The organism is Streptomyces sp. SID5464, assembly GCF_009862985.1.
Classification (GTDB): domain Bacteria; phylum Actinomycetota; class Actinomycetes; order Streptomycetales; family Streptomycetaceae; genus Streptomyces; species Streptomyces chartreusis_D.
This window is the reverse complement of sequence record NZ_WWIQ01000059.1, coordinates 40,370-61,862: the sequence shown is the minus strand read 5'-3', so window position 1 is coordinate 61,862 and position 21,493 is coordinate 40,370. Positions and strand designations below refer to the sequence as shown.

Here is a 21,493-nt window from a genome sequence, read left to right as displayed (position 1 = left end):
ATAGGCTCAACATCGTTGCGGCGCGCGGGTCCGGAAGGCGGAGACATGAGGCGTGACGAGCTGATCCGACCGGTGCCGGAGCTGTTACGGCGGCACGCGGGGGGAGCCGGGCAAAAGGTGGCCTACTCCGACTCCTCGCGCAGCGTCACCTACGCCGAACTGGAGCGGCGCACGCGCTCGCTGGCCGCGTACCTCACCCGGACCGGGCTGCGGCGCGGCGACCGGGTCGCGATCTGTCTGGGCAACTGCGTGGAGGCGGTGGAGAGTTGCCTCGCCGTCCTGCGGGCCGGGATGGTCGGCGTCCCGCTCGATCCGCGGTCCTCCGACGCCGAGTTGGCCCACTTCCTCCAGGACAGCGGAGCCGCATGCGTCATCACGGACGCCGCGCACCTGGCACAACTGCGGCGCCTGGGGCCCCCGTACGACCGCTTGAGCGCCTTGGTCACCGGGAGCGGCCCGGTCCCGGACGGCGCCCGGTCGTTCCGGAGCGCGGCCGAGAGCGGCGGGGACGCGGAGATCGACCTGCTCGGCCTCGACGATCCGGCCTGGATGCTCTACACCTCCGGCACCACGCGTCGTCCCAAGGGTGTGGTGTCCACGCAGCGGGCCGCGCTGTGGTCCGTGGCCGCCTGCTACGCCCCGGTCTTCGGTCTCTCGCCCGACGACCGCCTGCTCTGGCCGCTACCGCTGTTCCACAGCTTCAGCCACTCGCTGGCGATCCTGGGCGTGACGGCCGTGGGCGCGAGCGCCCGGATCGCCGGTGAGCTGCTGCCCCCGGGTGGTCTGCGGCAGGAGCTGCTCGCCGCGCACGCCGGGTTCGGTGGGCCCTTCACCCTGCTGGCCGGCGTACCCGCGACGTATCACCGGCTGCTCGACTCGGGCGGCGAGGCCCCGCCGGCGCTGCGGATGTGCCTCGTGGCCGGCGCCCCGAGCGGCCCCGCCCTGCGCGCGGCCGTGGAGGAGACCCTCGGGGCGCCGCTGCTGGACGCGTACGGCAGTACCGAGACCTGCGGCATGATCGCGGTGAACCGTCCCGAGGGGCCGAGGGTCGACGGCTCCTGCGGGGCGCCCGTGCCGGGCACGGACGTACGCGTCGTCGACCCGCTCAGCGGCGAGGACGTCCCGGACGGGGCCGAGGGCGAGGTCTGGGTGCGTGGGCCGGGCCTGATGACCGGGTACCACGAGCAGCCCGAGGCGACGGCCGCCGCGCTGCGGGACGGCTGGTACCGCACCGGCGACCTCGGCCGCCGCGTCGAGCACGGCCATCTCCGGCTCACCGGCCGGCTCAGCGAGCTGATCATCCGCGGCGGCGAGAACATCCACCCGACGGAGATCGAGCAGGCCCTGGCGCAGTGTCCCGGCGTGTCCGAGGCCGTGGTCGTGGGGGTGCCGCACGACGTGCTCGGCGAGGTGCCGGTCGCCTTCGTGGTGCCGGGTCCGGAGGGCTTCGACGCCCGGCAGGTGCTCGCCGAGTGCCGGACCCGGCTGGCCGACTACAAGGTGCCGGCCGAGATCCGCGAGATCACCGCCGTGCCGCGCACCGGGTCCGGCAAGATCGCCCGGCACGAGCTGGTCGCCGCCGCTCCGGCCGCTCCGGTCGCGGCCGACGCCGCCCCCACCGCCCTGCGCGAGCGGCTCCTGTCCCTCTCGCGCGGCGACCAGGAGCGCGCGCTACGCGAAACGGTGCTGACCGAAACGGCCGGGGTCTGCCGGCGCACACCGGGCGATCTGCCCGACGCGGACAGGCCGTTCACCGATCTCGGCATGACTTCCGCCGGCGTCGTCGAGCTGGTGGACCGGCTCGGCGCGCTGACCGGTCTGAGCCTGCCGTCGACACTGGTCTTCGACCACCCCACGCCGACCGCGGTGGCCCGGTACCTGCGTGTGGCGCTCTTCGAGGGCGAGCCCGTGGGGCACCCGCAGGCGTACGGCGGACCGGGCCGGCCTCCCGAGGACGATCCGATCGTGATCGTCGCCATGGGCTGCCGGTATCCCGGTGGCGTCGGCTCCCCCGAGGACCTGTGGGAGTTGGTGTCGCACGGGCGGGACGCCATCTCGGAGTTCCCGGCCGACCGCGGCTGGGACCTGGACGCCCTGTACGACCCTGATCCCGACCGGGTCGGCACGTCGTACACGCGGCACGGCGGGTTCCTGCAGCGGGCCGCGGAGTTCGACGCCGGGCTGTTCGGGATCTCGCCGCGCGAGGCGCTCGCCATGGACCCGCAGCAGCGGCTGCTCCTGGAGACGTCCTGGGAGGTGTGGGAGCGGGCCGGGATCGACCCGGCGTCGGTGCGCGAGAGCGACACCGGCGTGTTCGTCGGCGTGATGTACGGCGACTACTCCGCCCGCTTCACGCGCTCCCACGAGTTGGAGGCGCACCTGGGGCTGGGCTCGGCGGGCAGTGTGGCCTCCGGGCGGATCTCCTACGTGTACGGTCTGCGCGGTCCCGCGATCACGGTCGACACCGCGTGCTCGTCCTCGCTGGTGGCGCTGCACTGGGCCGCGCGGGCGCTGCGCTCGGGCGAGTGCTCGCTGGCGCTGGCCGGCGGGGTCACGGTGATGGCGACGCCCAAGCCGTTCCTCGCCTTCAGCAGGCAGCGCGGGCTGTCGCCGGACGGGCGCTGCAAGTCGTTCTCGGCGGCGGCCGACGGCACGGCCTGGGGCGAGGGCGTGGGACTGGTCCTGCTGGAGCGGTTGTCCGACGCGCGGCGCAACGGCCATCCGGTCCTGGCCGTGCTCCGCGGCTCCGCCGTGAACTCCGACGGCGCGTCCAACGGGCTCGCCGCGCCCCACGGCCCGGCACAGCGGCGGCTGATCGAGCGGGCGCTGGCGGACGCGGGGCTGCGCACCGGTGACGTGGACGTGGTGGAAGCCCACGGCACGGGCACCCGGCTGGGCGACCCCATCGAGGCGCAGGCCCTCCTGGCCACGTACGGACAGGGCCGTGAGCAGCCGTTGTGGCTCGGGTCGGTCAAGTCCAACCTCGGGCACACGCAGGCGGCGGCCGGAGTCGCCGGCGTCATCAAGATGGTGCAGGCCATGCGGCACGGCTCACTGCCCCGGACCCTGCACGTCGACGCGCCCACACCGCACGTCGACTGGTCCGCCGGCCGCGTGGAACTACTGACCGCGCCCCGGCCCTGGCCGGCCTCGGACCGGCCGCGGCGTGCGGGGGTCTCGGCCTTCGGGATCGGCGGGACCAACGCGCATCTGATTCTGGAAGAGGCGCCGGAGAAGGAGACCGCGGTCCCACGGGAGGTGGCGGCCTCTCCGGAGGCGGCGGTCTCCCCGCGGGCAGCCGCGGTGCCGCCCGTTCCCTGGCTGCTCTCCGCCGCCGACGAGACCGCCCTGCGCGCCCAGGCCCGACGGCTCGCGGCCGAGGCGGCGAACCGGCCGGCCCTGTCGCCCGCCGACGTCGCCCACTCGCTGGCGGTGTCGCGCTCCGCCCTCAGCCATCGCGCGCTCGTGCCGGCCGGTGACCGAACCCGGATGCTGGACGCGCTGAACGCGTTCGCGCAGGGCCGGGACACCCCCGGTGTCGTCCGAGGACTGGCCGACCCGGAGCTCCGTACGGCCTTCCTGTTCACCGGACAAGGCGCCCAGCGCCCCCGGATGGGCGCCGAACTGCGCGCCGCCTTCCCCGTCTTCGCCGACGCCTTCGACGAGGTCTGCCGTCACCTGGACGACCGTCTCCCCCAGCCGCTGAGCGCCGTGCTGTCCGCCGAGCCGGGCTCACCGGAAGCGGCTCTGGTGGACCGTACGGACTTCACCCAGGCCGGACTGTTCGCCTTCGAGGTGGCGCTGTTCCGGCTGCTGGAGTCGTGGGGCGTGCGGGCCGACCGGCTGGTGGGCCACTCCGTCGGTGAGCTGGCGGCCGCGCATGTCGCCGGCGTGCTCGATCTGCCCGACGCCGCGACGCTGGTTGCCGCTCGCGGACGGCTGATGCAGGCCTTGCCCGACGGCGGTGCGATGGTGGCGCTGGAGGGGAGCGAGGAGGAAGTCGCCACGGAGCTCGCGCAGTTCGGGGCGCAGGAAGCGAAGGTGGCGCAGGCAGCTGAGGGAGCGCAGATGGCCGTCGCGTCCGTCAACGGGCCCAGCTCGGTGGTGATCTCGGGCGCGCGGGACGCGGTGCTCGCGGTCGCGGCCGGCTTCGAGGCGCGCGGACGCAGGGCCGTACGGCTGCGGGTGAGCCATGCTTTCCACTCGCCCCTGGTGGCGCCGATGCTCGACGCATTCCTGGCCGTCGCCCGGGAGTTGACCTTCCGACCGCCGCGTGTCCCGATCGTCTCCACCGTGACGGGACGGCTCGCCGAGCCCGCGGAACTGTGCACGCCCGAGTACTGGGCGCGGCACGCCCGGCTGCCCGTGCGCTTCGCCGACGCCGTGCGCCGGCTCTCGGACGACGGCGTCTCCGCCTACCTGGAACTCGGTCCCGGGCCCGTACTCACCGCGGCGGCCGCCGACTGTCTGACCGACACGTCCACGAGCGGCTCGGTTCTCGCCGTCGCCACCCGAGGCGATGCGTACGAACCGGAGACGCTCCTGTCGGCCGTGGCGCGGCTGCATGTGGCCGGGGCCGCCGTCGACTGGGCGGCGGTGTACGCGGGTTCCGGCGCGCGCCGCGAGGATCTGCCGACGTACGCCTTCCAGCGGCAGCGGTACTGGCTGGACGCTCCTCGCCCGTCGGCGACCGGCACCGGGTCCCTGCTGGGCCCGGCGTTCCCGGTGCCGGACACCGAGCGGACGGTCCTGACCGGGCTGTTGTCCCTCGCTGCTCACCCGTGGCTCGCGGACCATGTCGTCGCCGGGAGGGTCGTCGTGCCGGCGACGGTGTTCGTGGAGATGGCCCTGCGGGCGGGTGAGGCGGTGGGCTGCGGCGCGGTCGACGAACTCGTGATGCTCTCGCCACTCGCCCTGTCCGGTTCCGCGGGGGTGCGGGTCCAGGTCGTGGTGGGTGCGCGGGACGACGACTCGGGCCGGCGGCCGGTCGACGTCTACTCCCGGCCGGAGCAGCCCGAGCGGCCGGAGGATTCCGCCGAGGCCGCGTGGACACGGAATGTCTCCGGACAGCTGGGCGGAGGCCGCGCCCCGCAGGACGAACTGACACAGTGGCCACCCCAGGGCGCGGAGGCGGTGGACCTCACCGGCGCGTACCCCGCCCTCGCCGAGGCCGGGCTCGCCTACGGGCCTGCCTTCCAGGGGGTCGGCGCGGTCTGGCGGCGCGGCGACGACGTCTTCGCGGAGGTCCGGCTGCCCCCGTCGCACGCCCCGGAAGCGGGCCGCTTCGGAGTCCATCCTGCGCTGTTCGACGCCGCGTCGCACGCGCCGCTGCTGGCCGCGTCCGCGGACACGCGCACGGTCCGGGTGCCGTTCGCGTGGAGCGGGGTGAGCCTGCACGCCTCGGGAGCGACGGAGTTGCGCGTCAAGGTGACGTCGACGAAGTCCGACACGGTTTCGCTGACCCTGGCCGACCCGTCCGGCCGACTCGTGGCACGCGTGGACTCGCTGGCGACCAGGGAACTCCCGGCCGAGCGGGCAGGCCGCGCCGGCCTGGCGGAGGACTTCGTACGAAGGGCTCTGCTGCGCCCTGAGTGGGCCGTCCTCGACCTCTTCCCCGGTGACGCTGATGAGCGGGCCTGGGCCGTGCGCGGGCCGGACGAGCTGAATCTCGCCGATTTCCTGCCCGGCGGCGTGCACCCCGGTGTCATCGCCGTCACAGCCATCGCCCCTGCGACAGGCTCGGATCCGGTCTCCGCCACGCACGAGCTGACGGGCCGAGTACTCAAGGTGCTCCAGGACTGGCAGGACGACCCGGGCACGGCGGGCTCACGGCTGGTCGTGGTCACGCGGGACGCCACCGGGCCGGTGCCGGACCTGGCGGGTGCGGCGGTCTGGGGCCTGGTGCGTACGGCGCAGTCGGAGCTGCCCGGACGTGTCGTCCTGGTGGATGTCGACGGGCAGCCCGAGTCACTGCGGATGCTGCCGTCGGCCGTCGCCACCGGTGAGCCGCAACTCCGGGTGCGGGACGGTCGGGTGACGGTTCCGCGGCTGGCCGCGGCCAGTGATGCAGCGGGCGCGGGTGCCGCCTTCGGCCCGGACGGTACGGTCCTGATCACCGGAGGCACCGGGGCGCTGGGCGCGGAGCTGGCGCGTCATCTGGTCGCCGGACACGGCGTACGGCATCTGCTGCTGACCGGACGCCGTGGACCGCAGGCGCCCGGGGCAGCCCAACTGCGCGATGCACTGGAAGCGTTGGGGGCTCGGGTCGCCGTCGTCGCCTGTGACACGGCCGACCGGGCCGCGCTGGCCGAGGTGGTCAAGCGCTGTGAGCCGCCGCTGACCGCTGTGGTGCACGCCGCCGGGGTTCTCGACGACGGCGTGCTGGACTCACTGACCCCCGAGAGGATGGCGGCCGTGCTGCGTCCGAAGGCCGACGCGGCCTGGCATCTGCACGAACTGACCCGGGACATGGGCCTCTCGGCGTTCGTCCTGTTCTCCTCCGTCTCCGGTCTGCTGGGCCGGGCGGGCCAGGGCAATTACGCGGCCGCGAACTCGTTCCTCGATGCCCTCGCCCACCGTCGCGCCGCCGAGGGACTGCCGGCGGTCTCGCTGGCGTGGGGCCCGTGGGAGCACACCGGCGGCATGGCGGCGGGGCAGCAGCCCCGACAGCGCCCACTGGCACGTGACGTGCTGATGCCGCTGTCCACAGAGCAGGGCATGACCCTGTTCGACGCCGCGCTGCGCTCGACGGGACCGGTCCTGGCTCCGATCCTGCTGGACCGGGCGGCGCTTCGGTCCGGTGCGGGGCACCTGCCACCGCCGTTGCGCGGATTCGTCCGGCAGAACCGGCCGCCCGCCGCGGCGACGGCCTCGGGCTCCCCCGGGTCTCCTGGACAGATGCTGGAGCCGGGAGCCTGGCGGAAGCGGCTGGCCCCGCTGCCCCCCGGCGAGCGGGAGCCGGCGCTCGTGGAGTTGCTGCGGGGCGACGTGGCCGCCGTGCTCGGCTACCCGGACGGCGACGCCCTCCCGGCCGGCAAGTCCCTCGCCGACCTGGGGTTCGACTCCCTCACCGCCGTGCAGATCCGCAACCGGCTGAGCATGGCGCTGAAGCTCCGGCTGTCGGCCGCGGTCGTGTTCGAACACCGCACGGCCGAGGAACTGGCCCGCCACCTGCTCGGCCTGCTGGGAGGCGAACCGGCCGCCGCAGCCGCCCCCGAGGCCACAGGAACCGCCGACGCGACAGCGGCCACGGGATCCGAACGGCCGGCGTACACCCTCTCCTCGCTGTTCCGGACGGTCAGTGCCGCCGGGCAACCGGTGGCGGCGATGCACCTGCTCGTCACCGCGTCCTGGGCGCTGCCCACCTTCACGGCCGCCCGGGGCCGCGAGCACGCGCTGCCCCCGATCCGCCGCTCCCCCGGCCGCTCCCGTCGCGGAAGGCCGATGGTCGTCTACGTCCCGGCCTACCATCCGTCGCTCGCGTCGGGCGGCGGGGACTTCCCCCGCTTCCACCGCGCTCTCCAGGGCGACCTGGAGGCCTCGGAGGTCCTGGAGTTCCCGCACCCCGGAATCGGCGCAGGTGCCGCCGTACCGCAGGACCGGGACGCCTTGGCGCGTACGCAGGCCGAGAGCGTGCTGCGGCACGTCGGGGACGGGCCCTTCGTGGTCGTAGGACGGTCGGCGGGCGGCAATGTGGCGCACCTGGTGGCCCACCAGTTGGAGAACACGGGCCGGGCACCGGCCGGCCTGGTGCTGCTGGACACCTACCACATCACGCCGGACAACAGCGGCAAGGACTGGCTGCTGTCCCTGGCCGCCCCACCGCCGCGGGACAGCTCACCGCAGGACACCGGACAGCCCCTCCTCACCGGGGACGACGACAGCACCTTGGCCGCGATCGGCGCCTACAACCGGATCTTCCTCGGCTGGGTCCCCGAACCGATCGCCACGCCCACGCTCCTCGTGCGCGCGCAGCGGCCCACGCCCGCCATGGCGGCCTCTGCCGACGCGGACGACTGGCGGACGTCCTGGCCTGCGGCGCACGACGTCGTGGACGTCCCGGGAGATCATCTGACGATGATGCGGGAACACGCGGAGACAACCGCGTCGGCGATCCGCGCCTGGATCGACACGCGAACGGCGAAGGGAGACCGGTGAGTTCGGCAAAGCCCCCGCAGGACTTCGACGTCATCGTGGTCGGCGGCGGCCCGGCCGGGGCCACCGTCTCGGCGGCCGTCGCCCTGCACGGCCACCGCGTCCTCCTCGTCGAGAAGGAGACCTTCCCCCGGTACCAGATCGGCGAGTCCCTGCTGCCCTCCACCGTGCACGGCGTGTGCCGGATCCTCGGCGTCGAGGACGAGATGGCGCGTGCGGGCTTCAAGCCGAAGCGCGGCGGCACGTTCCGCTGGGGCCGCAACCGGGATCCCTGGCAGTTCTCCTTCGCGCTGTCGCCCCGCCTGGCCGACCCGACCTCGTTCGCCTACCAGGTCGAGCGGTCGAGGTTCGACGCGATCCTCCTGGACAACGCCCGCCGCGTCGGCGTCGACGTACGGGAAGGCTGCCGTGTGACGGGCGTGCTCGCCGACGAGGAGCGGATCCGCGGGGTGCGCTGGTCCGGGCCCGACGGCGAGGTCCGCGAGGCCGGTGCCCGGTACGTCGTGGACGCCTCCGGCAACGGCAGCAGGATCCACCCGCATGTCGGCGGTAAGCGGATCTACTCCGACTTCTTCCGCAACATCGCGGTGTTCGGCTACTTCGCCGGCGGCGCGCGGCTCCCGGCACCGAACGACGGCAACATCTTCTGCGCCGCCTTCGACGAGGGCTGGCTCTGGTACATCCCGCTCCGGGACGACCTGACCAGCGTCGGAGCCGTGGTGGCCCGCGAGAACGCCGAGGCCGTCCAGCGCGACCCGGCCGCCGCCTGGCGCCGAATGATCGACGCCTGCCCCGAGGTACGCGGCTTCCTCGACGGCATCCCGCAGGCCAACGAGGCGCCCTACGACCAGGTCCGTGTCCGCAAGGACTGGTCGTACTGGAAGTCACAGCTGTGGCGGCCCGGCATGGCCCTGGTCGGGGACGCGGCCTGCTTCGTCGACCCGGTGCTCTCCAGCGGAGTCCACCTCGCGACCTACGGGGGGCTGCTCGCCGCCCGGTCCATCAACGGCTGCCTCGCCGGAAACGTGGACGAGGCCCGTCTGTTCGCCGAGTTCGAGGCCCGCTACCGGCACGAGTACGGCCTGTTCCACGAGTTCCTGGTCTCCTTCTACGACCTGCACCAGGACGAGCGGTCGTATTTCTGGAAGGCGCGCAAGGTCACCAACGTCGGCACGACGGAACTCGAGGCGTTCGTCGAGCTGGTGGGCGGCCTGGCGTCCGGCGACGCGTCGCTCACGGGGGCCGGGCCGGCGGGCGAACGGCTCACCGCCGCCGCCGACGACTTCGAGCGAGCCGTGCGCCGCCTCCCCGACGCCGACGACCTGCGCAATCCCCTCTACGAGTCCGAGACCTTCCGGCAGGTGTTCCAGGAGGGGGCCGCCCTCCAGGAACGCGGCCTGTTCGGCGGACCGTTGGAGACCGAGGCACCGCTGCGCCCCGGCGGCCTGGTGGCGTCGGAGGACGGGCTGACCTGGGTCGAACCCGAGGCGTAGGGACGCGTGTCCCGCCGGCGTGCCCAGAGGTCGGACCGGCCGTCGCGACGACTGGTCGCCCATCTCGCCGACACCGACCTGACCGACTCCGCCCCGCGCACCGCCGAGGGATTCCTCGCCGCGCTCGGGGAAACCGCCACGTCCGCAGCCGCCTCGACCGTCACGAACCGGTCGACGCCCCGCCGCCACGCCGGACCGCGGCCCACGGGTTGCGTCTGCACCCGTCGGCGGGGCCCGATGGATCGCCACCGGGACGCCGCCCTCGCCTTCGACCCGCTCTCGCTGGCCGGGGCACACGTTCGGGGCACACCGGCAACACGCACACTTGACCGGACTGAGCGGTGAACTCGTCACCCGCAACGAGGAGTTCGGCACCGCATGGCCGAGCACAACGTGCGCCTGCGCCACACCGGCCGCAAAGCCTTCCGCCACCCGGTCATCGGGGCTCGACAGCCGGGTCTGGCCCTGACCGCCTACTCCGCCGAGCCCCGTCACCCCGGCGCACGACGCGCTGCGCCTGCCGGCCGCGCGGGCGTCCACCGAGGACGCGTCCGCCGCTGCCGACCATGGCTGTACGGCGTTTCCGGCCGCGGGCTTTCGTTCACCGTGAAGTCCCGGCGGCGGCCGACCGGCGGACTCGGGGTGAGGTAGGTTTCCCGGCGTCGGACGGCAACGGAATCGTCGCGCGGGAGGCGCCCACACATGAGTACGCCGCCATGGCCCCCTGCAGCGGAGCGGACTGACGGATCGGCCGTCCGGATCGGCGCTCTCGTGCCGCTGACCCGGCCTGGCTGGGTCGAGGCGGGTCACCACCTGCTCGCTGGGCTCGAACTGGCCGTGGGCGATGTCAATGACGCGGGCGGGATCGCCGGAAGGCCTCTCGAACTGGTGGTCCGGGACACCGCGGCTGATCCGGACAGGGCCGCGGCGGCCGTGGAGGAGTTGGCCGGCCTGGGCGTGGCCGCGCTGGCCGGTGAGTATCACAGCGTCGTCGCTCGCGCCGCTGCCACCAGGGCCGACGCCCTCGGTCTGCCGTACCTCTGCTCGTCAGCGGTTCTCGACGCGCTCACCGAACAGCCGACGGAATGGGTCGCCCGCCTCTCCCCGCCACAGTCGCGCGGCTGGCGGATCTACGCGGACTTCCTCCTCGGCACTGGCCACAGCCGCATCGCCGTAGCAGCGCAGCCGAGTGTGTACTGGGCATCCGGAACGCGCATTCTGCGGGACCACCTCACTCCGCGCGGCGGCACCGTCATCGAACTGGACATGAGCGCGCTCACCCCCACGGCCGTCCGCGACGAACTCGTCGAGCATCGCGCGACAGCCCTCCTGCTCCTGGTAGGTCACCCTGAGCCGGCCGTGCCGCTCGTCAGGTCCGTCCGCCGCGACGAGCGCCTCGCCGAGGTGCTGATCGGTGCTCCGGCCGGACAGCCGGAGTTCGCGGAATGGACGACGTCGCTGGGCGACGACGGCGCCGCGATCCCGTTCCTGCGCTACCTGCCCGAGCGCCTCACCCCCCTCGGTACACGAGTCGGGACGACCCTGAGCGAACGGCTGGCCGAAGCGCCCTCCTTCGTGGCCTTCGAGGGCTACGACACGGTCACCGTCCTCGCCGAGGTGCTGCGTGCCCAGGGGACGGACCGGGCGCGCACGGCCGAATCCTGGCCCCGCGTCGATGTGCCGGGGACCCGCGGCCGGATCCGGTTCTCGCGCGTGCCCGGCATCAGCGTGTGGCAATGGGCCGTGCCGCCGGTCCAGGTCGTCGATCGAGACCCGGCGCATCCCGATCGCTTTCGGATCCTCCACACCGGCTGACGGGCCAGGACGCTGCCCCGCACGAAAAAAGCTCGTACCGGACCGTCGGCGGAAGGGAACCCGAGAACATGCAGCCCGCGCCCACCACGCTCAGCCTCTGGCGTCACCAGCTCGGGGAAGTACCCGAGTCGGTCTGGCGACGAACCGAGCTGGAGGTGCTGATTCTGGCGGACAACGGGCTCACGACTCTTCCCGCCGAGATCGGGCTACTGCGCCGGCTCACGACCTTGGACCTCGGCCACAACAAGCTCACGTCGCTTCCCGACGCTCTGGGCGACCTGACCGAACTCAGCGGCTGCCTCTATCTGCACGACAACAGCCTGTCCCAACTCCCGGACACGGTGGGGAACCTGTCGCGGCTGCGCTATCTCAATGTCGGGGAAAACCCTCTCACCGCCCTGCCCGAAACCATCGACCGGATGACGGATCTGATCGAACTACGCGCCCAGCACAGCCTGTTGACCACCCTGCCCGCGGGCATCGGCTCCCTCCGCAAGCTGCGCGAACTCTGGCTCCGCGGGAACAAGCTCACCAGCCTGCCGGCCTCGGTCACCGAACTGGACGGGCTACGACACCTGGACCTGCGGGAGAACGCGCTCGACGAGGTGCCGGAGCCCCTGATGCGCCTTCCCCGGCTTCGCCAGCTCGACCTGCGCAGCAACCACATCGTCGAACTGCCGGACTGGGTCGCACGGATGAGGGCGCTGGAGAAGCTGGATCTGCGCTGGAACCCCTGCACACCCTCCCCGCACCTGCTCACCGAGCTGGAACAGCGCGGCTGCGTGGTCCTGCTGTGAACTGCCGGGGCACGCCTCAGGCTTCGTCCGCCCTGGTCAGGGCATCGGTGATCACGCGGGTGGCGAAGTCGCGGCCGTCGGTGATCCGGTTGGTATGCTCCGCGAGCAGGAAGGCGGTGGGCGGGTCCGGCGAACGCCGATGACGGCCGCCGTGGTCAGGAGTCGCGTGGGGTCACCAGGCCGGATTCGTAGGCCAGCACCACGAGTTGGGCCCGGTCACGGGCGCGGAGCTTGGTCATGGCCCGGTTGATGTGGGTTTTCGCGGTGAGTGGGCTGATCACCAGACGGTCGGCGATCTCGTCATTGGACAGGCCCCGCGCGACCAGGACGACGGCCTCGCGTTCGCGGCCGGTCAGCTCCTCCAGCGCCGTGCCGGGGTGGGTGGGGAGCGGCTGGGTGACGTACCGGTTGATCAGCTTGCGGGTGATGGAGGGGGCGAGCAGGGCGTCGCCGCGCGCCGCGACGCGTACGGCGTGCAGGAAGTCCTCCGGCACGATGTCCTTGACCAGGAATCCGGCTGCGCCGGCGCGCAGCGCGTCCAACACGTACTCGTCGAGGCCGTAGTTGGTCAGGATGACGACGTGCACCCCGGCCAGGACCGGGTCCGCGGCGATGCGCCGGGTCGCCTCGATGCCGTCGACGACCGGCATCTGGATGTCGATGAGCGCGACGTCGGGCAGGTGCTCCCTGGCCAGTTCCAGGCCCTCGCCGCCGTCGGCGGCCTCCGCCACCACCTCGATGTCGTCCTCCAGGTCGAGGAGCGCGCGGAATCCGCTGCGGATGAGCGGCTGGTCGTCGACGAGCAGGACGCGGATCATGACACCCGGTCCAGGGGCAGTTCGGCCTGGACGGTGAAGCCGCCCTCGCCGCGCGGCTCCGCCCGCAACCGGCCGCCGAGGGCGGTGACGCGCTCGCGCATGCCCTGCAGCCCGACGCCGGGCGTCGGCGCGACGGCCGGTGTGGCCTTGCCGTCGTCGTCGATGCGGAGGGCGAGGGCGTCCGGGCGGCAGTCGATCCGGACCGAGGCCGTGCCGGCGTCCGCGTGCCGGGCGATGTTGGTCAGCGACTCCTGAACGATCCGGTAGACGGTCCGGCCCACCGCGGCCGGCACGTCATGGCGCTCTCCCTCGATCGTCAGCGTCGCCTTCAGACCGGTTCTGCCGGCTCGTTCCACCAGTTCGGGCACGTCGTCGAGTCCGCGCGGGGGCGCCGTGTCGTCGTCGCGCAGCGCCTCCAGCGTCACGCGCAGCTCCCGGGCCGCCTCACGGCCGGCCTCCTGGATCGCCAGCAGTGCCTCCGACACCTCCTCGCCTCGTCTGCGGGCCACGTGGACGGCCACGTCGGCCTGCACCTTGATGACCGAGATCTGATGGGTCAGCGAATCGTGCAGTTCCCTCGCGATGCGCAGCCGTTCCTCGTCGGCGCGGCGTCGGGCGGTCTCTTCCCGGGTGCGCTCGGCCTCGTCCGCCCGACGCTCGGCCTGCCGCAACGCCTCCCCGGCGGCCCCGGCCGCGATCAGCCAGGCGATTTCCAGGGCACCCCGGGCCTGCGCGAACGCCTCGCCCGTGTCGTGGAGGCCGGAGGCGAGCGCCGCGAACGGGAGGGCGGCCAGCACGGTCAGGCTCGCCGCGACGGCGGCGACCCGGTGTCCCGCGCGCACGGCGGCGTACACCGCGAACAGGTAGGCGACGGCGGGCACATCGAAGCCGGCCGCCTGATACGCGATCGCGCACAGCCCGGTGACCGCCAGGACGGCGACCGGGGCCCGGCGGCGCGCGGCCAGGGCCAGCCCGCCGGCCGTCAGCAGCGCGTACCCGAGCAAGTCCCGGTCCGTTGCGGAGGGTTGCCCGGACACTCCCGTGACCAGCAGCGTCCCCGCCACGCCCACGGCGATGCCCCAGTCTCCGACCAGGGTCCGGACGCGGGTCTCACCTGCATTCATGCGCGCACCCTAACCGGCCGGCGCCACGGGCGGGTCCGCCTCGTGGGCGAGTGGCCGGCTACCGCACATGCAGTATGCGCGTGCGTTCTGCGGCTTGCGCGGTAGCGCGCTGCGGCGTCGGCGGCAGGGCGAAGTGTCCGCGTCCGCCGGACGACCGGGGCTCGGCCCGGCGGACATGCTCGGGTGACATCCGGTCACGGGAAGAGAAGGAGCGTCTCGATGTCTGTTCGCCGCTTGTTCGCCGCCGCTGCGGTCGCGCTGCTCGGAGGTACCGGGCTCGCCGCGCCCGCGGCCGCCCACACGCCGGGCGGGTCGGTCGCCGCCGCTGCCCATGACGTCAGCCTCGGGCGACTCGGATCCGCCACGGGCGCGCTGCTGGGGCTGGCGGGCCTCGTCGTCGCCGGGCTGGCCCTGGCCCGCCCGGCCGGCCGTATCGGCTCCGTCGACCAGTCTCTCGTGGCCACGGCGGCCATGGTGGCGGGAGTGATCAGCATGGCCCTGGGCGGGCTGGTCGCGGCCACCGCCGACGGTGGTCTCGGCACCGGCAACGGGCTGGGCGGGGCCTATGTGGCGATGCTCGTGGGGCTGATCGCCACGGCCCTCGGCGGGCTGGTCCTGACCCGTTCGCGCCGCACCGGCTGACCGGAGCGGAAATACGAGCGCACGTCCGTGTTCGTGAGGAGCCAGGCCCCACGGCGCACCGCGCTTCAGGAGTGCAGCCCGGTCAGGGAGAGGAACTCGGCGCGTGAGCGGGCGTCGTGGCGGAGTGTGCCGAGGAGGGTGGAGGTGAGTGTGCTGGAGCCCGTGGCCTGGACGCCGCGCAGGGTCATGCAGCTGTGCTCGGCTTCGATCACGACACCGACGCCCTTGGGTTCGAGATGGGCCTGGAGCCAGTCGGCGACCTGCTTGGTCAGGCGTTCCTGGACCTGGGGCCGGCAGGCGAAGTGCTCGACCACGCGGGCCAGTTTGGACAGGCCGAGGATGCGGTGCCCGGGGAGGTAGCCGACGTGGGCGGTGCCGGTGAAGGGCAGCAGATGGTGCTCGCACACCGAGCGCACCGGGATGCTGCGGGCCAGCACGAGTTCGTCGTAGCCCTCGTCGTTGGGGAAGGTCGTCAGGTCGAAGGGGCGGGGGCTGAACAGTTCGGCGTAGGCACGGGCCATCCGGCCGGGGGTGCCGTGCAGGCTCTCTGAGCTGGTGTCGATGCCGAGCGCGGCGAGGAAATCCGCCGCGGCGCGTTCGGCTCCGGCCAGGTCTATGCCGTCGGTGTCGTGGACGACGCGCAGGGGGGCGGGAGAGGGGGCCGGCGCCTGCGGGCGGGGAATGCTCGCGGAGGGGGCGGGCAGGTCGGCGGTGCGCGATGCGTGGGCGTTGATCGATCCGGCGAGATCCATGACGTACCTCTCGTGTGACGGGGAAAAGGGGCTGGCGGGCGGCGCGTGGCGGGTCAGGGACTCGCGGTCGCGGGCGGGGCGGAAGCCGGCTCCAGACGGACGCAGCAGTGGCCGGGGCTGGGCGCCAGGCATGCCTGGAGATCGCTGTCCTCGAGCCCTTCGAGGACGCCCTGGAGCAGGTGGAGGTTCATGCCGCACACCGTCTGGGTGTGCTCGCGGGCGAGCGCGTGGAAGGGGCAGTTTCCCAGCACGATGGCGTCACCGTCGCGGCGGGGCTCGAACCCGTGCCGCTCCAGGAGGTCGAACACGCCCGGGCCGCCCTGCCCGGCGAGCCGGGCGCCGAGACGGTGGGCCTTTCGGTGCAGGACGGCGCGGACCGGTTCGCCGGTGGCCTCGGCTTCCTCCAGGGCCTGGGCGAGGAGCCGTCCGGCCAGCTCGTAGTTCCGCTCGGGCAGGCTGACGGTGACCTGCTTGGCGGAGCGCTTGTAGAGCTTGGCCGGCCGGCCGGCTCCCGGACCGGTGCGGCCGCTGCGCCGTTCGTAGACGACGTCGAGGAGTGCTTCGTCGGCCAGGCGGTCCAGGTGGAAGGCCGCGGTCTGGCGCGCCAGGCCGAGGGCGGCGGCGGCTTCGTCGCGACTGACCGGTCCCGGCTGGCGCACGACGTGGTCGTACAGCCGCCTGCGCGTCGGCTCGTCGAGGGCGGCGACGGCGGAGACGTCGGGGTGGGGTGCTTCTTTCGGGTGGTCCACGAACACCAGTGTAAAACCCACAGCCATTGACTAAAGAAGCCATACGCGCTTCTATCGTTAGTGAGAGTTGTCGATAGAAGGAACGGTGCGTCATGACGTCCACAACCCACCCCACCTCGTCCGTCGAGCCCCGGCGGGCAGCGCTCGGCGACCCCGGCTACCAGGCGTTCGTCATCCTGCGCGTCGGGTTCACCGTGGCGCCGATCCTGTTCGGGCTGGACAAGTTCGCCAACCTGCTCGTGGACTGGCCCACCTACCTCGCGCCGTGGATCAACGACATCGTGCCCGGCAGCGCCCAGGCAGCCATGTACGCCGTCGGTGTCGTCGAGATCGTCGCCGGGCTCGTCGTCGCTCTCGCCCCGCGCTTCGGGGGCTGGCTGGTGGCCGGATGGCTGGCCGGCATCATCGTCAACCTGCTGACCATCCCGGGGTACTACGACATCGCCCTGCGCGACTTCGGCCTCCTGCTCGGCGCGGTCGCCCTCGCCCGGCTCGCCCAGCGCTACCACGGCGAGCGGCAGCCGCACTGACACGGCGGCGCGGACGGACGGGGGAAGGCGGGTGAGCAGCAAATCGGCTCACCCGCCTCCCCCGCGTCCGGTCCCCCGGCCGGGTCAGGTGCGGCCGGACGGCTGCCGAGGCCGGGAGCGGTCGTGGAGCCGGATCGCGACGGGAGCGGCGGTGAGGACGGAGGAGTACGTACCGACCACGAGGCCGATGAGCAGGGCCAGGGCGAAGTCGGTGAGCGAGGACCCGCCGAGCACGGCGAGGGCGGTGAGGATGAACGCGGCGCCCATGCCCGTGTTCACGGTCCGGGGCAGGGTCTGCACGATGGCCCGGTCGGTGATGTCGGGCAGCGCGGTCCCGGGAGTCCTGCGGGCGAGTTCCCTGACGCGGTCGAAGAGCACGACCGAGTCGTTGACCGAGTACCCGATGACGGTGAGCAGGGCCGCCAGGAACACCCCGTCGACGGGCCTGCCGAGCCAGGCGAAGACGCCGACGAGGATCACCACGTCGTGGGCGAGCGCGACGACCGCCGCCGTGCCGAACACCCACCGGAAGCGTGCCGCGAGGTAGACGAACTGGGCGCCCAGAGCCACGGCGAGCGCGATCAGGGCACCCCGGCGCAGCTCCTCGCCCAGGCTGGGGCCGACCAGTTCGTCGCGGACCTTGTCCGCCCGGCCCGCGAGGTCGCGGACGGTACCGGTGACCTCGGTCTCCTCGGCGTTGGTCAGCGGATCGGTACGCACGGTCAGGCCCGTTCCTCCGGAGGACTGTACGACGGCCCGCGGGAATCCGGCGTCGGCGAGGGCGGTGCGTACCCGGTCGGGATCGACCGGACCGGTGGTGGCGTACTCGATCAGGCGGCCACCGGTGAACTCCACACCGAGGTCGATGCCGCGCACCGCGATGCCCGAACCGGCCAGGACCAGCGCGGCGGCCGACACGGCCAGCCAGCGGTGTGGCCGGCGCATCAACCGGGGGCTGCGGCGGGTGAGGTGGTCGCGGACCGCACCGGTGGTGGCGATGCCGGTGAGCCGGGGACGGCGGCGCACCCGGGGACGGCTCACGGCGACCTCGGCGAGCACGCGGGTGATCACCAGGGCGCTGAACATGGAGGCGAGCACACCGATGCCCAGCGTGACGCCGAAGCCCCGCACCGGCCCGGAGGCGAGGAAGAACAGCAGGGCGGCCGCGATGAGCGTGGTGATGTTGGAGTCGGCGATCGCGCTGAAGGCGTTGCGGAACCCGGCCGACAGTGCCGAACGCGTACTGGGCCGGCGGCGGGCCGCGTACTCCTCGCGGGCCCGTTCGAAGACCAGCACGTTGGCGTCCACGGCCATGCCGATCGCCAGGACGAAACCGGCGAGGCCCGGCAGGGTCAGGGTGGCTCCGAGCGCGGCGAGGGCGGCGTAGGAGACGAGGCCGTAGCAGAGCAGGCCGACAGCGGCCAGTACGCCCATCAGCCGGTAGACGCCGATGATGAACAGTGACGTCAGCGCGGTGCCGATGGCCGCCGCCCAGGCGCTCGCGGTGATGGCCTGCGCTCCGAGGGTCGGGCCGACGGTGCGCTGCTCGACGGTCTCGACGGGCACGGGCAGGGCCCCGCCGTTGACGAGCAGGGAGAGTTCGCGCGCCTCCTCGGGGCCGAAGGAGCCCGTGATCTGTGTGGCACCGTCGCGGATGCCGGTCCGGCAGCCGACGGACGGGTCGACCTGCGGCGAAGAGATGACCTTGTCGTCGAGGACGATGGCCACCCGCCGCGCCGGGTCGCCCGCCGGGTGACAGGCGGCCTCGCCGGTCAGCCGGGCCCAGCCGGCGCGGCCGTCACCCTCGAAGTCGACGGTGACGTGCCATCCCGCGCCGCCCTGCTGGTCGAACCGGGCGGCGGCCTCCTTGACGTCCGCGCCGGTCAGGGCCGCGGCCCCGAGGCGCAGCGGAGTGCCGGACTCGTCGGGCAGGACGTGTTCCCGGGGCCGCTTCGGCAGCGGCCGGGAGGCCTCCTCGGTGCTGTCGGCGGTGCCGAGCACCGGGTGGAAGGCGAGCTGCGCGGTACGCCCCAGCACGTCGGCCGCCCGCTTCGGGTCCTGCACACCGGGCAGTTCGACGATGATCCGGTTCTCGCCGGAGCGGACGAGGGTGGGTTCGGCGACGCCGAGCCCGTCGATACGTCCGCGCAGCACCTCCAGGGTGCGGTCGGTGGCCTCACGGCCGGTGTCGGTGGTGGGGGTGGAGCGGGTCTCCAGCACGAGCTGCGTGCCACCGCGCAGGTCGAGTCCGAGGCGGACCGGCACGGTGACGGCGATGTAGAGGGCGAGGGCGAGCACGGCGAGGGCGAGCAGCGCCCGCACGCGCAGGGAACGGTTCAACGAGGGCCTCCGGCAGGCGCACCACAGCCACGCGGGCGTGGCCGGGATGCTGTCGGGGAGAGGGAAAGGGGGTGTCAGATGCCGGAGGTCGCAGGGGGCGCTCGGCCCCGGTCACGGGGTGCGTGAGCATCCGAGGAGGGGACGTGCGCGGCCGGTGCCGGGCGCCGCGCGGCGCCGTCGGCCGGGGTGATGTCAGTGCCGCGGCCGCAGGTGGCGAGGTGTCCGCGCGGGGCGGGGTGCTCGCTGTGCGGCTCCTGGCGGGGTGCCGCCCGGACGGCGCAGGCGGTGTCGCTGTGGCATCCGTCGTCGGCGCGCGGCCCGGTGTCCCCGTGCCGGCCGACCGCTGCCACCGCGCCGGTCACGGGCTCGCCCGTCGTACCGGGCGGCGGACCGGCGATGCCGAGCGCGGCCGGCAGCACCAGCAGGACTGCCGCGAGGATCGCGAGGACCGCGACGCGGGGCCGGGCGCTGCTGGTACCGGGGGCGGTGCGCGCGGTGCGGTGCATGCACCGTCCCCCTTTCATCTCGTCGTCGTCCCGGCTCGTGGTGCGGCGTGCGGGCCGGCGGCTCAGGCTTCGATCAGGCCGGCGCGGATGGCGTACCGGGTCAGTTCCAGGCGGTCGCGCAGGCCGAGTTTCTGGAGCAGGTTGGCGCGGTGCCGCTGGACGGTCTTGATGCTGATGAACAGCAGGTCGGCGATCTCCTTGGACGAGTGCCCCTCGGCCACCAGCTTGAGGACCTCTTCCTCCCGGGGGGTGAGGATCTGGTCGGGCGTCTCCTCGCCGTGGCGGGCCCGGTCGAGGTAGTTGCGGATCAGGGCGGTGACCGCGCCGGGATAGAGGAAGGGCTCGTCCCGCATCGCTGCCCGGCAGGCGGCGACCAGGTCCCGGTCGGCGACGGACTTCAGTACGTATCCGTTGGCGCCGGCCTTCAGGGCCTGGAAGAAGTACTGCTCGTTGTCGTGCATCGTGAGCATCATGATCCGCAGGCCCGGCTTGAGGGCGGCCAGTTCGCGGGCGGCCTGGAGGCCGGTCAGACGCGGCATGGCGATGTCCAGCACGGCCAGGTCGACTTCGCGGGTGCGGGCCATCTCGATGGCCTCGGCGCCGTCACCGGCCTCCGCGACCACTTCGAGGTCTGGTTCCCGGTCGAGGATGAGCCGCACCCCGCGGCGCACCAGCGCATGGTCGTCGGCGAGCAGGATGCGGATCGTGCTCGTCCCCGTCGCGGCGGTCGTGATCGCTTCGTGCATGGTCAGGGCTGCTTCCTGGATACGGGCGCGGTGAGCTGGACCCGGGTGCCGGAGTCGGGTGCCGTGGTGATCTCGAGGCTGCCGCCGATGAGCAGGGCCCGCTCGCGCATGCCGCGGATGCCGGCGCCTTCTCTGGGGGCCTCGACGCCGCAGCCGTCGTCGGTGACGGCCAGCACCACGCGGTCGTCGGTGTGCCGCAGGGCGACGGTGACCTGTGTGGCGTCCGCGTGCCGGGCGACGTTGGTCATCGACTCCTGGGCGACGCGGTACAGGACCAGTTCCGTCTCCGGTTCCAGGACCGGCAGGTCGGCGTCGAGTCGGCGGGTGACCTGCAACCCCGTGTGGGTGGCGAAGTCCTCGGTGAGCGAGATCAGCGCGCTGACCAGCCCCAGGTCGTCCAGCACTCCGGGCCGGAGCCTGCGGGCCAGGCGGCGGACCTCGTCCAGGCTCTCCCGGGTGATCTCCTGCACCTCGTGCAACTGCTCGCGCAGCGGCGGCGGTGCCTCGTCCGAGGCGCGCTTGAGCTCCAGCAGGATCGCGGTCATGCTCTGGCCGACCTCGTCGTGGAGCTCCTGCGCGATGCGGCGCCGTTCGGCCTCCTGGGCCAGCAGGGCCCGGGCACTGCTGGTGGCCCTCTCGTGTTCCAGCCGCTCCAGCATGGCGTTGAACGTACGGATCACCTCGGTGATCTCGCCGCCGCCGGAAGCGGGCAGGCGCTGGCCGGGACGCAGCAGGTCCACGGTGGTCATCAGCTTCGTGAGCCGGCCCAGCGGGGCCAGGCCGAGCCGGAGCAGCGCGGCGTTGGCGACCAGCATGACGACCAAGCCCCCGACGAGGATGATCGCCTCGGTCAGCAGAACGGGCACGGAGACGGTCACCGGGGCCCACAGCAGCAGGGCCGTGGCCGCGCCCAGCACCACGGCGTTGAGGGCGAAGATCCGCCAGAACAACGACACCGGCCCTCCGCCTCTCTCCTGGAAAACCTCGGTTCACCTCCATCATCGGGCCGCAGGCGGCCCCACCGCGT

14 protein-coding genes and 1 pseudogene are annotated in these 21,493 nt (G+C 73.2%); 7 read left to right on the top strand and 8 right to left on the bottom strand.

The window, feature by feature from the left end:
- The first annotated feature begins 45 nt into the window (after positions 1-45).
- The 5 genes and pseudogenes from GTY47_RS28805 (at position 46) to GTY47_RS28790 (ending at position 12,259) form a co-directional block, all read left to right on the top strand.
- The gene (locus tag GTY47_RS28805) at positions 46-8,157 is read left to right on the top strand and encodes a type I polyketide synthase (RefSeq protein ID WP_010043659.1); all 8,112 of its coding nucleotides are present in this window, start codon (positions 46-48) and stop codon (positions 8,155-8,157) included.
- Complete coding sequence (locus GTY47_RS28800) at positions 8,154-9,647, top strand: tryptophan 7-halogenase (RefSeq protein ID WP_010043657.1); 1,494 nt, start codon at positions 8,154-8,156, stop codon at positions 9,645-9,647. Before GTY47_RS28805 ends, GTY47_RS28800 begins: the two co-directional genes overlap by 4 nt.
- 325 nt (positions 9,648-9,972) lie before the next feature.
- Positions 9,973-10,257: pseudogene (locus GTY47_RS41285) on the top strand (transcriptional regulator); the annotation flags it as partial.
- Between the two features lie 92 nt (positions 10,258-10,349).
- Positions 10,350-11,462, top strand: coding sequence for an ABC transporter substrate-binding protein (locus tag GTY47_RS28795; RefSeq protein WP_010043654.1), 1,113 nt, complete (start codon positions 10,350-10,352; stop codon positions 11,460-11,462).
- 68 nt (positions 11,463-11,530) lie between these two features.
- Complete coding sequence (locus GTY47_RS28790) at positions 11,531-12,259, top strand: leucine-rich repeat domain-containing protein (RefSeq protein WP_010043652.1); 729 nt, start codon at positions 11,531-11,533, stop codon at positions 12,257-12,259.
- A gap of 155 nt (positions 12,260-12,414) precedes the next feature.
- On the opposite strand, the gene GTY47_RS28785 is transcribed toward GTY47_RS28790, so the two are convergent.
- Both GTY47_RS28785 and GTY47_RS28780 read right to left on the bottom strand, forming a co-directional pair.
- Entirely contained in the window at positions 12,415-13,077 is a 663-nt protein-coding gene (locus GTY47_RS28785; RefSeq protein WP_010043648.1) for a response regulator transcription factor, read from the bottom strand.
- Positions 13,074-14,201: a sensor histidine kinase gene (locus GTY47_RS28780; RefSeq protein ID WP_010043646.1), complete on the bottom strand. Its 1,128-nt coding sequence runs from the start codon at positions 14,199-14,201 to the stop codon at positions 13,074-13,076. Before GTY47_RS28780 ends, GTY47_RS28785 begins: the two co-directional genes overlap by 4 nt.
- Positions 14,202-14,420: 219 nt before the next feature.
- Between GTY47_RS28780 and GTY47_RS28775 the strand changes: the two genes are divergently transcribed.
- Positions 14,421-14,843, top strand: a complete 423-nt coding sequence (locus tag GTY47_RS28775) for a DUF6223 family protein (RefSeq protein WP_010043644.1) — start codon at positions 14,421-14,423, stop codon at positions 14,841-14,843.
- Positions 14,844-14,908: 65 nt separating this feature from the next.
- Here GTY47_RS28775 and folE read toward each other — a convergent pair whose 3' ends face one another.
- Both folE and GTY47_RS28765 read right to left on the bottom strand, forming a co-directional pair.
- Positions 14,909-15,595, bottom strand: a complete 687-nt coding sequence (gene folE, locus GTY47_RS28770) for a GTP cyclohydrolase I FolE (RefSeq protein ID WP_010043641.1) — start codon at positions 15,593-15,595, stop codon at positions 14,909-14,911.
- A 53-nt stretch (positions 15,596-15,648) separates the two neighbouring features.
- Positions 15,649-16,371: a helix-turn-helix domain-containing protein gene (locus GTY47_RS28765; protein WP_050810283.1), complete on the bottom strand. Its 723-nt coding sequence runs from the start codon at positions 16,369-16,371 to the stop codon at positions 15,649-15,651.
- 65 nt (positions 16,372-16,436) lie between these two features.
- Between GTY47_RS28765 and GTY47_RS28760 the strand changes: the two genes are divergently transcribed.
- Positions 16,437-16,874 (top strand): hypothetical protein, encoded by a 438-nt coding sequence (locus GTY47_RS28760; RefSeq protein ID WP_010043638.1) that lies wholly within the window; start codon positions 16,437-16,439, stop codon positions 16,872-16,874.
- Positions 16,875-16,958: 84 nt separating this feature from the next.
- On the opposite strand, the gene secD is transcribed toward GTY47_RS28760, so the two are convergent.
- From secD to GTY47_RS28740, 4 genes are all read right to left on the bottom strand, one after another.
- A complete protein-coding gene (gene secD / locus GTY47_RS28755; protein ID WP_010043635.1) occupies positions 16,959-19,214 on the bottom strand; it encodes a protein translocase subunit SecD in 2,256 nt (751 codons plus the stop codon).
- 74 nt (positions 19,215-19,288) lie between these two features.
- Positions 19,289-19,720, bottom strand: coding sequence for a hypothetical protein (locus GTY47_RS28750; RefSeq protein ID WP_010043631.1), 432 nt, complete (start codon positions 19,718-19,720; stop codon positions 19,289-19,291).
- 62 nt (positions 19,721-19,782) lie between these two features.
- Positions 19,783-20,466, bottom strand: coding sequence for a response regulator transcription factor (locus tag GTY47_RS28745; protein ID WP_010043629.1), 684 nt, complete (start codon positions 20,464-20,466; stop codon positions 19,783-19,785).
- A 2-nt stretch (positions 20,467-20,468) separates the two neighbouring features.
- Entirely contained in the window at positions 20,469-21,422 is a 954-nt protein-coding gene (locus tag GTY47_RS28740) for a sensor histidine kinase (protein ID WP_010043628.1), read from the bottom strand.
- Between the last annotated feature and the right edge of the window lie 71 nt (positions 21,423-21,493).

What these genes read in the sequence shown, in the direction of transcription:
- GTY47_RS28805 (WP_010043659.1), top strand. Translation starts at nt 46, where the DNA reads ATGAGGCGTGACGAGCTGATCCGACCGGTGCCGGAGCTGTTACGGCGG.
- GTY47_RS28795 (WP_010043654.1), top strand. Translation starts at nt 10,350, where the DNA reads ATGAGTACGCCGCCATGGCCCCCTGCAGCGGAGCGGACTGACGGATCG.
- GTY47_RS28790 (WP_010043652.1), top strand. Translation starts at nt 11,531, where the DNA reads ATGCAGCCCGCGCCCACCACGCTCAGCCTCTGGCGTCACCAGCTCGGG.
- GTY47_RS28785 (WP_010043648.1), bottom strand. Translation starts at nt 13,077, where the DNA reads ATGATCCGCGTCCTGCTCGTCGACGACCAGCCGCTCATCCGCAGCGGA.
- GTY47_RS28780 (WP_010043646.1), bottom strand. Translation starts at nt 14,201, where the DNA reads ATGAATGCAGGTGAGACCCGCGTCCGGACCCTGGTCGGAGACTGGGGC.
- GTY47_RS28775 (WP_010043644.1), top strand. Translation starts at nt 14,421, where the DNA reads ATGTCTGTTCGCCGCTTGTTCGCCGCCGCTGCGGTCGCGCTGCTCGGA.
- folE (WP_010043641.1), bottom strand. Translation starts at nt 15,595, where the DNA reads ATGGATCTCGCCGGATCGATCAACGCCCACGCATCGCGCACCGCCGAC.
- GTY47_RS28765 (WP_050810283.1), bottom strand. Translation starts at nt 16,371, where the DNA reads ATGGCTGTGGGTTTTACACTGGTGTTCGTGGACCACCCGAAAGAAGCA.
- GTY47_RS28760 (WP_010043638.1), top strand. Translation starts at nt 16,437, where the DNA reads ATGACGTCCACAACCCACCCCACCTCGTCCGTCGAGCCCCGGCGGGCA.
- GTY47_RS28750 (WP_010043631.1), bottom strand. Translation starts at nt 19,720, where the DNA reads ATGCACCGCACCGCGCGCACCGCCCCCGGTACCAGCAGCGCCCGGCCC.
- GTY47_RS28745 (WP_010043629.1), bottom strand. Translation starts at nt 20,466, where the DNA reads ATGCACGAAGCGATCACGACCGCCGCGACGGGGACGAGCACGATCCGC.